8 protein-coding genes are annotated in these 14,327 nt (G+C 70.8%); 4 read left to right on the forward strand and 4 right to left on the reverse strand.

Annotation, left to right across the window (positions count from 1 at the left end):
• Positions 1-26: 26 nt before the first annotated feature.
• Positions 27-704 (forward strand): deoxyribose-phosphate aldolase, encoded by a 678-nt coding sequence (deoC, locus tag BSIN_RS10890; protein ID WP_089340505.1) that lies wholly within the window; start codon positions 27-29, stop codon positions 702-704.
• 108 nt (positions 705-812) lie between these two features.
• On the opposite strand, the gene BSIN_RS10895 is transcribed toward deoC, so the two are convergent.
• Positions 813-1,985 (reverse strand): alpha-hydroxy acid oxidase, encoded by a 1,173-nt coding sequence (locus BSIN_RS10895; RefSeq protein WP_089340518.1) that lies wholly within the window; start codon positions 1,983-1,985, stop codon positions 813-815.
• A 468-nt stretch (positions 1,986-2,453) separates the two neighbouring features.
• On the opposite strand from BSIN_RS10895, the gene BSIN_RS10900 reads away from it, so the two are divergent.
• Genes BSIN_RS10900 through BSIN_RS10910 form a run of 3 tightly spaced genes read left to right on the forward strand, consistent with a single transcriptional unit; the run spans position 2,454 to position 7,750 of the window.
• Entirely contained in the window at positions 2,454-3,035 is a 582-nt protein-coding gene (locus tag BSIN_RS10900; RefSeq protein ID WP_089340506.1) for a DUF2760 domain-containing protein, read from the forward strand.
• A complete protein-coding gene (locus BSIN_RS10905; protein WP_089340507.1) occupies positions 3,032-4,879 on the forward strand; it encodes an Hsp70 family protein in 1,848 nt (615 codons plus the stop codon). The genes BSIN_RS10900 and BSIN_RS10905 overlap by 4 nt, the downstream gene beginning before the upstream one ends.
• A 3-nt stretch (positions 4,880-4,882) precedes the next feature.
• Positions 4,883-7,750, forward strand: coding sequence for an Hsp70 family protein (locus BSIN_RS10910; RefSeq protein ID WP_089340508.1), 2,868 nt, complete (start codon positions 4,883-4,885; stop codon positions 7,748-7,750).
• A gap of 237 nt (positions 7,751-7,987) precedes the next feature.
• Here BSIN_RS10910 and BSIN_RS10915 read toward each other — a convergent pair whose 3' ends face one another.
• From BSIN_RS10915 to BSIN_RS10925, 3 genes are all read right to left on the reverse strand, one after another.
• Entirely contained in the window at positions 7,988-9,574 is a 1,587-nt protein-coding gene (locus tag BSIN_RS10915) for a DUF6519 domain-containing protein (RefSeq protein WP_089340509.1), read from the reverse strand.
• Between the two features lie 23 nt (positions 9,575-9,597).
• Positions 9,598-11,958, reverse strand: a complete 2,361-nt coding sequence (locus BSIN_RS10920; RefSeq protein ID WP_089340510.1) for a hypothetical protein — start codon at positions 11,956-11,958, stop codon at positions 9,598-9,600.
• Positions 11,959-11,968: 10 nt separating this feature from the next.
• Positions 11,969-14,327: putative baseplate assembly protein (locus BSIN_RS10925; RefSeq protein ID WP_143757411.1), on the reverse strand; the 2,359-nt coding region annotated here is incomplete at its 5' end.

The following is a 14,327-nucleotide window of genomic DNA, read 5'->3' on the forward strand; positions in this document are numbered from 1 at the left end:
CGCACGGCCCTTTGGAGTCCTGAAACATGTCGTATTCCCCTGCCCAGCTCGCCCACATGATCGACCACACGCTGCTCGCGGCCGACGCCGGCGACGCGCAGATCCGCACGCTCTGCCGCGAGGCCGCTGAGCATCGTTTCTACTCGGTCTGCGTGAATTCGGCCAACGTCGCGCTTGCCGCACGCGAGCTGGCCGGCACCGGCGTGAAGGTGTGCGCGGTCGTGGGTTTTCCGCTTGGCGCGAGCCTGTCGGCCGCGAAGGCGTTCGAGGCGTCGGCCGCGATCTCGGCGGGCGCCGGCGAAATCGACATGGTGATCAATCTCGGCGCGCTCAAGAGCGGCCGCCTCGACGACGTGAAGGCCGACATCGCGGCCGTGCACGCGGCCTGCGGCGCCGTGCCGCTGAAGGTGATTCTCGAGACGGGCTTGCTGAGCGATGACGAGAAAGTGCGCGTTTGCGAACTTTGCCGCGACCTCGGCGTGGCGTTCGTGAAGACTTCGACGGGGTTCGGTCACGGCGGCGCGACGCTTGCGGACGTTGCGCTGATGCGCCGTGCCGTCGGGCCTGACGTGGGCGTGAAGGCGTCCGGCGGCGTGCGTGATCGCGAGGCCGCGATCTCGATGATCGAGGCCGGCGCCACGCGGCTCGGCACAAGCTCCGGCGTCGCGATCGTCACCGGCGGCGGCAGCGAAGCGGCGTATTGAGCGGCTATTGAGCGGCGCAGGTCGATTCGATCGGCGTCGGACGCGCCGGCTGCGGCCGGCCCGTGCCTCGGTGTGTCTCGGCATGTCGTTAAGCGCCGAGTGTGTCCGTCACGCACGCGATGCGCCATCGGCCTGCGTTGCGCGCCTATCGACCAGCACCGACCGGTCGACGTCGGTGACGAGACGCTTGCCGGTCAAGGCCATCGTGATATCCAGTTCGTTGCGAATGATCTCGAGCGCGCGCGTGACGCCGTCGCGCCCGCCCGCGCCGAGCCCGTACAGAAACGGCCGGCCGATATACACGCCGCGCGCGCCGAGCGCGAGCGCTTTGAGCACGTCCTGCCCGCAGCGGATGCCGCCGTCGAGATGGACCTCGATGCGCTGGCCCACGGCATCGACGATGTGCGGCAGCATGCTGATCGACGACGGCGCGCCGTCGAGCTGACGCCCGCCGTGGTTCGATACGATCAGCGCATCCGCGCCGCTGTCGGCCGCGGCGCGCGCATCGTCCTCGTCGAGAATGCCTTTCAGAATGAGCTTGCCGTTCCAGCGCGACTTGATCCATTCGATATCCCGCCACGACAGCCGCGGATCGAACTGCTCGGCGGTCCACGCGGACAGCGACGACAAATCCGACACGTTGCGCGCATGCCCGACGATATTGCCGAACGAGCGGCGCTGCGTGCGCGCCATGCCGAGACACCAGCGCGGGCAACGCGCCATCTGCCACAAATGCAGCGGCGTGAGCTTCGGGGGCGCGGACAGGCGGTTGCGCAGATCCTTGTGCCGCTGACCGAGAATCTGCAAATCGAGTGTCACGATCAACGCCGAGCAGCGCGCCGCCTTCGCGCGCTCGATCAACGCCGCGACGAAATCGCGGTCCTTCATCACGTACAGTTGGAACCAGAACGGCTTTGCCGTGTGCGTGGCGACGTCCTCGATCGAGCAGATGCTCATCGTCGACAGCGAGAACGGCACGCCGAACGCCTCGGCCGCCTGCGCGGCGAGAATTTCGCCGTCTGCGTGCTGCATGCCGGTCAGACCGGTCGGCGCGATCGCGACGGGCATCGACGCGCTCTGGCCGGCCATCGTCGTCGCGAGCGACCGGTTGCTCATGTCGACGAGCACGCGCTGGCGCAGCTTGATCGCCTCGAAATCCGTCTCGTTCGCGCGGTAAGTGCCCTCGGTCCACGAACCGCTGTCCGCGTAATCGAAAAACAGTTTCGGCACGCGGCGGCGCGCGCAGGCTTTGAGATCGTCGATGGTCAATGCATTCTTCATGTTGGTCTTCCGGGGTGTCGGCTCGATACGCGTGAAGATATCCGATCGGGCGCGGCCGGCAAACCGCGGCGTGAAGCGCAAGGCCGCGCGGCGGCGCGCCGCACGCGCCGGCTGCCGGCGTGCGCTTTGCCGCACGGCGCGGCGGCATGCGACAGCGCGCCGCATGCCGCCGCCTGCCCAGCGCCGCGTAGCGCTGCGCGGATCCGGGCCGAAATCCGGGCCGGGGAGCCGAATGCACGCGGCCGGCATCGCCCGCGCGCGGACGTGGAAATCCGCGCGAACGGGCGTGCCGATGCGCGCGGCAACCGGCTCAGCATCAGATCAAGGCAAAATAGAGGTTTTGCGCTGCCCGGCCCGGATGGACGAGAGGCCGGAGCGGGCCGGACCGAGGCCCGCCGCCGGCGGGCCCGGTTCGTTCCGGGGCCGGCGCGATAGCTCGTCACCGACGGGCCCAATGGAGTTTTTCCGATGACCGAACCGAACATTTCATTTGCCGGCAGGCTGTCACTTGCCTTCGGCCTATTCTTTTCCGTGCTCGGCGATCGCGCGCTCGCGAGCCGCGCCCGCCGGCTGCGCGACGGCGAAGCCGACGCCGCTGCACCCGACGCCGCGCCCGTCACGCCCGCTCAACCCGCCGCGGCTGCGCCCGCGCCCGCCGATATCGTGCAAGCCAGCCCGGACGCCGCGCTGCAATTGCTTGCGCTGCTGCAGCGCGACGCGCGCCTGATCGATTTCGTCGAGGAAGACATTGCCGGTTACGCCGACGCGGATATCGGCGCCGCGGCGCGCCTAGTCCATGACGGCTGCCGCAAGGCGCTGCGCGAGCACTTCACGATTCGCCCGGTGCGTGACGAGGCCGAAGGCACGCGCGTGACGATTCCCGAAGGGTTCGACGCCGCCGCGATCCGCCTGACCGGCAACGTCGTCGGCAAGCCGCCGTTTCACGGCAGCATCGGCCATCGCGGCTGGCGCGTCGACGCGGTGAGGCTGCCCAAGCTCAACAACGGACACGACGCGACGATCATCGCGCCGGCGGAGGTGGAACTGTGAACGAGCCGCGTTATTCGATCGGCATCGATCTGGGCACCACCCATTGCGCGCTGTCATACGTGGATCTCACGGCCAGCGACGGCGAGAAAACTCATCTCGGCGTGCTGCCGATCACGCAATTGGTCGCGCCGGGCACACTCGAGTCGCCGTCTTTGCTGCCGTCGTTTCTGTATCTGCCGCACCCGGACGAGCTTGCGCCGGGCGATCTCGCGCTGCCGTGGGCGGCCGAGCGCGATTTCGCGGTCGGCGAACTGGCGCGCAGCCGCGGCGCGGGCACGCCGATTCGTCTCGTGTCGAGCGCGAAGAGCTGGCTGTGCCATCCGGGCGTCGATCGCCGCGCCGGCATCCTGCCGAGCGATGCGCCGCCGGAAGTCGCGCGCGTGTCGCCGCTCGACAGCTCGGCGCGCTATCTGACGCACCTGCGTGACGCGTGGAACCACGCGCATCCCGACGCGCCGTTCGATCAGCAGGACATTACCGTCACGATCCCCGCGTCGTTCGATCCGGCCGCGCGCGAATTGACCGCCGAGGCCGCGCAGGCGGCGGGCTGCGCGCGCATGACGCTGCTCGAGGAGCCGCAAGCGGCGCTCTATAGCTGGATCCAGCAAAGCGGCGGCGCATGGCGCAAGGAGGTGAAAGTCGGCGACATCATCCTCGTCGTCGACGTCGGCGGCGGCACGACCGACTTGTCGCTGATCGCGGTCGTCGAACGCGACGGCAACCTCGAGCTGCACCGCGTCGCGGTGGGCGAGCACATCCTGCTCGGCGGCGACAACATGGATCTGGCGTTGGCGCATGTCGTCGCGCGCAAGCTGGCCGCGCAAGGCACGCAGGCGGACCCGTGGCAGTTGCGCGCGCTCACCTACGCATGCCGCGGCGCGAAGGAAACGCTGCTGGGCGATCCGTCGGCGGACGCGGTGCCGCTCGTCGTGCCGAGCCGCGGCTCGAAGCTGATCGGCGGCTCGATTCGCACCGAGCTGACTCGCGCCGAGTTGACGCAGACGATTCTGGAGGGCTTCTTACCGCAGGTCGACGCGGCGGCGCGGCCCGTTGCCCGCACGCGCGCGGGCTTGACGCAGCTCGGCCTGCCCTACGCGCAGGACGCGGGCATCACGCGGCACCTCGCGGCGTTCCTCGGCCGCCAGGTTGCCGCGCTCGCGGATCTCGACGGCTTGCAGCACGCGCAGCCCGCGTCGGCAAGCTTTCTGCATCCGAGCGCCGTGCTGTTCAACGGCGGCGTGTTCAAGTCATCGCTGCTCGTCGAGCGCGTGCTCGGCACGCTCAACGGCTGGCTCGCGGCCGAGGGCGCGGCGCCGGCCCGCCTGCTGGGCGGCGCCGATTTCGATCTCGCGGTGGCGCGCGGCGCGGCCTACTACGGTTACGTGAAGCGCGGCAAGGGTGTGCGCATTCGCGGCGGCACGGCGCGCGCGTATTACGTCGCGGTCGAATCGGCCATGCCGGCCGTGCCGGGGCTCGAGCCGCCGATTCAGGCCCTCTGCGTCGCGCCGTTCGGCATCGAGGAAGGTTCGGAGGCGGCGCTGCCGCCGCAGGAATTCGGCCTGGTGGTGGGCGAGCCGGTGCAATTCCGGTTTTTCGGCTCGTCGGTGCGCCGCCAGGATCAGGTCGGCACGCTGCTCGATTTCTGGTCTGCCGACGAGTTGCAGGAACTCGAGCAGATCGAAGCCACGCTGCCGCCCGAAGGGCGCACGCCCGGCGAGATCGTGCCGGTCAAGCTGCACGCGCGCGTCACCGAGGCCGGCACGCTCGAACTCGAAGCGGTGCCGAGCGGCACGAACGAACGCTGGAAGGTGGAGTTCGACGTGCGCGGCGGCGCGAACGCCTGAGCGATGAAACCATTCATCGTCGGCATCGATCTCGGCACGAGCAACACCGTCGTCGCCTATGCCGAGGCGGCGGGCGGCGCAATTCGCGTGTTCGACGTCGAGCAGCTCGTCGCGCCGGGCGAAGTCGGTGCGCGGCCGCTGCTGCCGTCCGCGCGCTATCACCCTGCGCCGGACGAGTTCGCGCCCGGCGCGCTGAGGCTGCCGTGGCGCGACGCCGATGCTCACGGCGAGCACGGTGAAAATGACGCCGCGCGCGGTGCGAACGCCCCGCCGCCCGCCGTGATCGGCACGCTGGCGCGCTCGCTCGGCGCGCAGGTGCCGGGGCGGCTCGTGACCAGCGCGAAAAGCTGGCTGTCGCACGCGGCGGTCGACCGGCTCGCGCCGATTCTGCCGTGGGGCGCGGCCGATGCCGAGCACAAAGTGTCGCCCGTGGCCGCGAGCGCGAGCTACCTCGCGCATGTGCGCGCCGCATGGAACCGCCGTTTTCCGCACGCGCCGCTCGAGGATCAGGACGTCGTGCTGACGGTGCCCGCGTCGTTCGACGACGGCGCGCGGGCGCTCACGCTCGAGGCCGCGCGGCTTGCGCGGCTGCCCGCGCTACGCCTGCTGGAGGAACCGCAGGCGGCGTTCTACGATTGGCTGTACCGCCATCGCGCGACGTTGCGCGAATCGCTCGCGCAAACGCGGCTCGTGCTGGTGTGCGACGTCGGCGGCGGCACCACCGATCTCACGCTGATCAAGGTGCGGATCGACGGCGGCGAGCCGCAATTGACGCGCATCGGCGTCGGCGATCATCTGATGCTCGGCGGCGACAACATGGATCTCGCGCTCGCGCGTCTCGTCGAGACGCGCATCGCGCAGGACGGCGTGCGCCTGTCGGCGGCGAGTTTGTCGCAGCTTGTCGAGCGGTGCCGCGCGGCGAAGGAGCGTCTGCTCGGCGACGAGCCGCCCGATTCGGTCGGCATCACGCTGCTCGGCTCGGGCTCGCGGCTCGTCGGCGGCGCGCGCACGGCACAGTTGAGCCGCGCCGAAGCCGAGCGGATCGTCGTCGACGGATTTTTCCCGGCCGGCGACGCGCACGATCTGCCGCGCCGCTCGCGCGCGGCGCTCGTTGAGTTCGGCCTGCCCTATGCCGCCGATGCGGCCGTCACGCGGCATATCGCTGCGTTCCTGAACCGGCTGGCCGCCCAATCGCGCGATGCGCTCGGCGCGCCGGACGCATCGGCTGCCGATGCCGCCGCGTGCGCCGACGCAGCGGTGCCGATCCCCGATACGCTGCTGCTCAACGGCGGCGTGTTTCGCTCGACGACGCTTGCCGGGCGGCTCGCGGGCGTGCTCGGCGGCTGGCGCGGCAAGCCGTTGCAGGTGCTGAACAACGACCATCCGGACGTGGCCGTCGCCCGCGGCGCGGTGGCGTATGCGCTTGCCCGCGCCGGGCACGCGCCGCGTATCGGCGGCGGCTCGCCGCGCAGCTACTTTCTCGTGCTCGACGATAGCGATAACGACGGCGACGCCGCGCGCGCACCGCGCGGCGTATGCGTGCTGCCGCGCGGCACCGACGAAGGCCGCGAGGTGCGCCTCGACGATCGCGTGTTCGCGCTGCAGCTCGGCCAGCCGGTGCGCTTCCATCTCGCGTCGACCGTCGCCGATCGCGCGTGGCGGCCCGGCGAACTCGCTGAGCTGACGGCCGGCGAATTCGTCCGCCTGCCGCCGGTGGCGGCCGTCGTCGGGCAGCGCGACGCGAATCGCGCTCGCGAGCAGCGCGTCAGGCTGACGACTTCACTGACCGAAGTCGGCACGCTCGACATGCACTGCATCGCCACCGACGACCCATCGCAACGCTGGCACCTCGAATTCCAACTGCGGCGCGAGCGCGCCGCCGATGCCGAGGACGCCTCTCGCGCGCCTGCGGCGGTCCCGCGTGCGCAATTGGACAAGGCGATCGAATGGATCGACCGGTCGTTCGGCGCACGCCTCGCGAACGTCGAGCGCAAGGAGACCGGGCGGCTGCGCACGCAGCTCGAACAACTGCTCGGGCCGCGCGAAAGCTGGGACATCGCCACTCTGCGCGAATTGTTCGGCGCGCTGTGGGAGCGTCACGGCCGGCGCCGGCGCTCGGCGGACCACGAACGCGTCTGGCTGAATCTGGCCGGCTATTGCGTGCGCCCGGGCTTCGGCTATCCGCTCGACGATTGGCGCGTCGCGCAGCTCTGGACACTGTTCGACGACGGCATCCAGTACGTGAACGAAGGCCGCGTCTGGTCGGAATGGTGGACGCTGTGGCGCCGCGCGGCGGGCGGGCTCGACGAGCACGCGCAGCATCAGGTGCTCGATGCGATGGCGTGGCTGCAGGACGCGGCCCGCGCGAAGCGGCCCAAGCTGCCGTTCGATCCGGCGAAGATCGGCGATATGGACATGGTCCGGCTGTCCGCGTCGCTGGAGCGCGTGGCCGTCGATCGCAAGATCGAACTCGGCGAGCGCCTGCTCGCGCGGCTGCAGCGGCCGGCCGAGAACCTCCAGTGCTGGTGGGCGATCGGGCGCATCGGCGCGCGGCGTCCGCTGTACGGCAGCGCGCACGGCATCGTGCCGCCCGAGGTCGCGAGCCGCTGGCTGGACGCGATCCTCGCGCTCGATTGGAGGAAGGTCGAACCCGCCGCGTTCGCCGCCGCGCAGATCGCTCGGATGACGGGCGACCGCTCGAGCGACCTGCCACTCGACGCGCGCGACACCGTCGTGCGGCGGCTCACGGCAGCCAATGCGCCGCAGGCGTGGAGCCGGATGGTGCGCGAGGTCGTGACGCTCGATCACGCGGATACCGGACGGGCGTTCGGGGAATCGCTGCCGGCGGGGCTGAAGCTGCTCGGAGATTGACCGGCGAGCGGCGCTGGGGCCTGCCCGCCGCGTGCCGCCATCCGTTCGGCTATTTCAGGAACGCCCGTGCTACCGCCCTGGTTTCACCGTCGCCCGCCGCGTCAAGCGGCCGAACAAGCAGCCGAAGCAGCCGGCTTGAACCCCGCCGCGGACCGGCCTGACTCGCACGTTTCACTGCGCCGCTCGCCGCCGCGCGGCGGCCGGCGGCCGCCCGTGCGCAATACGTCGCCGCGCCGCTCATGGCTTTCCCGTCGAACACGGCGTCAGCTTCATTGCGCCGCCCGCCGCCGTGATCAGCGCGAGCGGCGCATAGTGGTGCAGGATGCCGTGCGGCGGCACGGCGGCCGGATGGCTGACGGCGTTGCCCTGATCGTCGGGCGCGCTCTCCTGCGGCCACAGCACATCGCCCGTTGCCACCCGCGCCGGAATCAGCCAGTAGTCGCCCGTCCGGTACACCGTGCCCGGCACGTCCTCGAACAGAATCTGCACGCCATCCTCGAGCGTGAGCCACACGGCATCGCCGCCGGCGAGCGTGCCCGGTTTGACGCTCACCGCGCCGTCCGGGCCGATGTCCGATCCGCCCTGCGCCGGATCGCCCGCGCGCTGGTCCCAGCGCCGCAACAACGGATGCAGCGACGCATCGTTGCCGACGCTTTGCGTGAGCGCGCCCGCGAGCACGACCACGCAGCGCGCACGATCGATCGACTGCACTTGCAGCAATTGGCCGGGCGCCTGGTTCAGCACGGTGCCGTCGTCCTGCAGCTCCACGTAGTCGCCCTCGGCAAGACCGAACCGCTCGTCGCGGCCGAGATCGCCGAGCGTGACCGTCGTTGTGGCGGCGGCCGTTTGCACGCCCAGCACCGGAAAAATCGCGGCGCCGTTGTCGCGCGACCACTTGAAGCTCGGCGCATTGCCCGCCGCGTTCTGGCTGCCGATGTTGATCTCGACGCGGTACAACTGGTTTTCCGCGCGGCGATAGCCCGCGCTCGGCGACACCGTGCACGGGTCGGCCGACGCCGTGGCAGGCGCGACGCGCGCGCGCAACAGCCCTGGCAGCCCGCCGCGCAGGCTGTCGTGCAATTGCTGCTGCGTAGCGCATACGGGCGTGCCGGCCGACGCGATCGGCAGCGCCTTGACCTGCCAGACGACGTGCGTGCGGGCCGCGGTATCCGCGCCGCCGAGCGCGACTTCGCGCATCGCGCTGTCTTCGAGCGGCGTGACGAGCCGCTCCCACACGTCGAGATACAGTTGGCACGGCGCGGCCGGCAACGCGGGCGGCGCGGGCCAGTCGGGCTGGGTGCGGTAGGTCACGAGGCGCCGCGCGCGGCCCTGCGCGGCGTTTTGCAGCGGCGCGATATCGATATCGAGCGTCAATTGTCGCGACGGGTAGTCGATTTTCGTGATGGTCGCCACGAGCGGCTTGGTCGCCGGCGTTGCATCGTCGCTGAGCCGCAGATACTGGCCCACCCGGTAGCTTGCCGCGTCGACGAACCATTGCGCGACGGTGATCGCGCGGTTCGCGGCATCCCATTTCAGAATCGCGACCGGCGTCGACGCCAGCTCGCACAGCAGGCCGTCGACGTAATACGTGCCGGCGGCGATTTCGAAATCGTCGGGATGGTTCGGCAGCGCGGCGATCGCGAAGCCGCCGTTCGGGCTTGCCGCGCGGCCGAAGCCGTCGATCGCCATCGTGCGCAGCAGATGCAGCAGGATATCGGCTTGCTCGTTCCAATCGGCGTCGAGCTGCACCCGCCCCTGTTGCATCACGACGCGGCTGAAATGCTTGAGCGGATCGAAACTCACGCGGGTCAGGTCGGCTTTCACGGGGCTCTCCTTGTTTTCTGTTCTCAGCTTGCGAAAACGATGCCGGCGTCGGTCTGCGCCGGCGTGAACTCGCTCAGGCGCAGGCGCACGCGTGCCGCGCGCTGCGGCTCTTGCAGATGATGCAGCGCGCCCATTTCCGAGCCGTCGTGCGCGCCCGTGCGCAGCTCGGCGGCGCAGGTGTCCGCGAGCCGGCCGTAGCGCGGCGTGCCGTAGCGCACGCTCGCAAACTCGGGCGCCACGCGCACGCGTTCGGCCGCGAGCAGCGCGGCGCGCTCGGCAAGCGTCAGGCCGCCGGCCAGATAGCGCTCGCCGAGCGCCCGCTCGACGCCGTCGGGCTGGCACGCATGGCGGCGCGGCGTGCGCGAGCCGGGCGGCACGTAGCAAAAGCGCACGCAGCCGCTCTGGCGGCGGCACGTGGTGACGATGCCGTCGAACACGCTGTCGACCGCGAGATCGATCTGATGCGCGTTCACGCGGCCGATGACGGTGCTGCAGCGAAGATCGAGCGCGACTTCGGCGCATGGCGTGTCGCTCGCGCCGATGGCGAGCCGTTCGCGGCCGAGCGCATCGACCATGCTATCGGCAATGGCCAGCCGTAACGGCGCGACGCGCACCGCGTCGCGCTCGACCCGGATCGCGCCGACGATACTGCGCTCGATGCGCACGCAGCGCAGCGCGCCGGTGATGACGATGCTCGGATCGCTGGGCCGCTTGGCGGTGCAATCGCAAGCGAGCCCCCAGCCGGGCACGAGCGTGCTGTGCCGGATCGTCACGCCGGACAGGCCGCCGCCCGCTTGCAGGCCGCGCCCGGTGACGATGATGCCGTCGAGCGTGAACCAGCTCGGCCCGTCGCCGCCGATATCCAGTTGGTCGGGCGCGGACGGCTGCCAGTCGAGCAGGCGCAGCACCGGCCGCTGGCGGTTTGCCGCGCGCAGTTGCAGGCTTTGCCCGGCTTGCAGCGTAATCGTGATCGGCTCGACATAGACGCCGCTGTCGACGATCTCGATCACTGCGTCGCGCGGCGCATCGGCGCGCCAGCGCGCGAGCGCGTCGGCGATGCGGGCGAACCCGCCGCCCTGCCCGACCGTGTACGTGGCCGCGCCCGCCGGCGCGTCGTCGAGCAGGCGCGCGTATTGGCCGCCGCCTAGCTCCGTGCTGAACGCATACGCATACGAAACCCGCACCGCCTGCCTGCGCGCGTCGCCGGGCGCGAACGCGATGCGCCCGAGCACCGGATCGAGCGCGACGCGCCCCGGCGGCACCCGGTAGCGCCAGTCGCTCAGATCGGCGGCAATGATCCGGCTCGCATCGACGGGCGTCCAAACGGGCGTCTGACCGGGGGAGGAACTGGGCGTTGAATCCGGCGTTTGACGAGAGGCGGCCGCGCGGCCAGCGCCCGCCGGCGCGGGCAGCGGGCTGGTCCAGATCATCACGCTCGCCTCTGGGCCGTAGAGCACCGGCGGCGCGGCGCGCTCGCCCGGCGTTGGCGGCGCGGCTTGCGCCGCATCCGGCGCCGAGCCGATGCCGGCCGATTGTTCGAGCGCGTCGCGGCTGATCGGCAGTGGCAGACGCGGCGCATTCGCCGGCGCGGCGGGGTTGACGTACAGCGGCGTGTCGTTGCCGAGCGCGCTGAACAGGAAGCAATTCGGCCCTTCCTCTTCGTAGCAGTAAGCGGGCGCCTGCGTCACCGGGTAAGCGCGCAGCCGCCAAACGAACACGCCGACTTCGGCAAGATTGGCAAGGCCCGGGGTGCGGGTCGAATCAATGCGCCGCACGTCGACCGTCCGCGCGCGCCGGTCGAACGCGGGGCCGCGCCAATCGGGCGCGTCGCGCAGATCGGCAAGCCGTCCGCGTCGCATATGAAGAAAATCGAGATGCTGCGCGAGCGCGAGCCGGCGGCGGGCTTCGACCGCGTGCGCGGGCCAGCCGCCGACGGCTGCCGCAATCTCGTCGAGCACGCCGAGCGTGCCTTTGCGCCGTCGGTAGCGAATCGTGTTCGCGACTTCGCGGCGTGCGGACGGCGCCGTCGCGAAGGTTGCGCCGCCCGCACGGCAATCGCAATGGCCGCAACCGTCACCGCCGTCGCAACCGCTACAGCCGCCGCCATCCCCTGCGCCCCCGCAGCCGCAAGCCGCTGCGAGAGCGGCCGCGCCGTCGCCCGGCAGCGGCGTGTAGCCGATCAGCGCGCCGATATACGGCACGACCCAGTCGGCGCAGGTTTCGATGAACCAGTTTTCATAGAGGCCGTCGATATCCTGCTCGACCACGATCGCCTGCTCCGCAATCACGCGCAGCAGTGCGCGCAACGCATAGCCTTGCTGCGCATCGCGCAGCCGGTAGACGGCGGGCACCAGCGCGTACAGAAAATCCGGATCGCGGGTCATGATGGCGTCCTCATGCGTTGAGCTGCGTGAGCAGCAGCGTGTCGGGAAGGTCGGCGGTGAGATAGGCCAGCTCGGCCGGCGCGATCGCCGCGCGCTGGCCGCTCGCCGCCGCCGTCGCCCGGGCGGGCGACGACGCGACCGACGTATTGAGCTGCAACGTGCTGCCGAGCGCGGCGAGCTGCGCGGCGCTCATCGTGTCGGGCACGCTGTCGAAGCAGGTGACGTCGAGCCATGCGACGCCGGGCACGCGCTGCGCGGCGGCGACGGCCTCCGACAGATAGGCGCTCTGGCCGAGCGCGCGCGCGTCAAAGCCGAAGCATGCGAGCAGCGCGGCGCGCAACGCGGGCTCGACCGCTTCCCACGCGTAGTCCGGCTGTAGCCCGACGCCTGCGGCGATCACGAGCAGCCGCACGCGCCGCGCGTCGAGCGCGACGGGCAGATGCGGGTCGCCATAGCGTTGCAGCGCCGCGAGCAGGTTCGCGTACAAGTCGGACGTCGCGTCGATCGGAATATCGTCGACGCCGGCCACCGTCACGTGCACGAGCTCACGCACCCCGTCCGACAGCTTGACGGCCGACGCCTTGCCGATGCCGGCGAACGTGCGTGCGAAGTCCGCGTAATCGCGCACCGACACGAGCCGCTCGAGCGCCATCACGGCCGCCGGCGCGTTCGCCCGCGCATCGCCGATGCGATCGGCGTCGGCGCCGCCGGTGGCCGGCAGCGGATTGACCACGGCCTGCGCGCCGAGCGGATGCGTCGCGAGCTGGCTGATCGACCAGGCCGGAACGTTGCCGGCCCGGCCGAGCCCGTAGCGATAGCTTGCCTTCACGTTCGCGACGCCGCTCGGCACGCGCGCGCCGTGCGCGCCGTTGCCGAACGTGACCGACGTGACGCCCGAGTCGTCCTCGCTCCCCACGTATGCGCGCTGCAGCGGCGCGGCGGCGGACAGATCGCCGAGTTCGCGCCACTGCAGATCGTTGACGCGCACGTTGAGCGTGCTCGCGACGCCGGACGCGGTGGGCGCGCTCAAATACGTGAGCGGCGACTGATGCAGCGCGAAGGTCTGGAAGTCCGCCGTCGCATCGCCGTTGCCGAGCACTTCGCCAGTGCTCTGGCCGTGCGTCGCATCGGCCACGTTGCCGTAGAGCGTCGTCGTGCCGCGCTCGTAGGTGTACGCGAGCGGCGTGGCCAGATCAAGCACGGTGTGCGGCGCTTGCGTCGTGATCCGCCACGCGAACACGCGATCCTTCTCCCAGTTCAACTGTCCGCCCGGATAGGGAATATGCGTGACGGGGTCGACGAGCAACCCGTCGAACGATGCAAAGCTGCCCGCGCGCTCGTCGGCCGTGGGCACATACGCGCTCGCGTAAAAGCCCGGGGCGAGCTGCACCTGGTCCGCATACTGCTGATTGAGCGTCGCGGGCAACGCGATGCCGTCGAAGAACGACGGCACGCCCGGCGTATTCGCGCTCGGCGGCTGATTGTCCGGCAATGTCCCGACGACGAGCCGGTCGCCGTACACGTCGGCATCGGACGTATAACAGATCGTCGCGAACGGCGGCGCGGCGAACGGCCACGCGATGCTGCCCGGCGCCTCGACCCCCTGGCGGACCCCGGCGACCATCGCCAGTTCGCTCGCCGTCACGCCGCTCGTGTGCGGCACGTCGGTACGCTGGCCCGAGACGATCACCCAGCGCCCCGCTTCGAGCCCTTCGTAAAGCCCGGCCAGATCGACCGCGCTCGCGCCCACGTCCGCGTCGAGCGGCTCGTCGGCGAGCTTCATCGCCTCGCTTTGCGCATAGACGATGGTTTCCCGCAGCAGCGCCGTCGAATTGACCGCCGTGTTCCACGCGGCTGCGGACTGCCCGGTCAAATCGCTCAGCCACGGCGGATCGAGCTTGAGCACCGTGACTTTCGCGGCAAAACCGCTGCCTGCGGGCGCGGCCGCCCCCGTCGCCGCCGACAGGCTGGTGCTGAGGCTGCCGCCGGCGGACGCGGCCGGGCCCGTCGCGAGCGCGGCGCTGCGCAGATCGACGACCACATGGAACGTGGTGGCCGGCTGAAGCGTCGCGGCCGCGCCGCTCACGCCCGGGCGGCGGATCGCGACCCAACTGCCGGGCTTGATCTGGTCATAGACGGCATCGAGCGGCACTTCGACGGCCGGCTGGGGGCTGGACGCCAGCAGCAGATCCGGGAACGCCGCGCCCCACGCGTTTGCGATCGTCGGCTGAACGTAGCGGGTGGTTGCGACGGCGCTGTTCGTTTGCGTCGACGGCGCGCCGATCCAGCTTGCCGCGAACAGCGACGCCTTCGCGCGCGCCGCATACACCTCCACCCGCCCGCCCGGCACCGCGGCCGGGCACCCCCGC

Source organism: Burkholderia singularis (genome assembly GCF_900176645.1).
Classification (GTDB): Bacteria; Pseudomonadota; Gammaproteobacteria; order Burkholderiales; family Burkholderiaceae; genus Burkholderia; species Burkholderia singularis.

Bases quoted from the DNA above. Each gene is read 5' to 3' on its own strand.
- deoC (WP_089340505.1), top strand. From the start codon at position 27: ATGTCGTATTCCCCTGCCCAGCTCGCCCACATGATCGACCACACGCTG.
- BSIN_RS10895 (WP_089340518.1), bottom strand. From the start codon at position 1,985: ATGAAGAATGCATTGACCATCGACGATCTCAAAGCCTGCGCGCGCCGC.
- BSIN_RS10900 (WP_089340506.1), top strand. From the start codon at position 2,454: ATGACCGAACCGAACATTTCATTTGCCGGCAGGCTGTCACTTGCCTTC.
- BSIN_RS10910 (WP_089340508.1), top strand. From the start codon at position 4,883: ATGAAACCATTCATCGTCGGCATCGATCTCGGCACGAGCAACACCGTC.
- BSIN_RS10920 (WP_089340510.1), bottom strand. From the start codon at position 11,958: ATGACCCGCGATCCGGATTTTCTGTACGCGCTGGTGCCCGCCGTCTAC.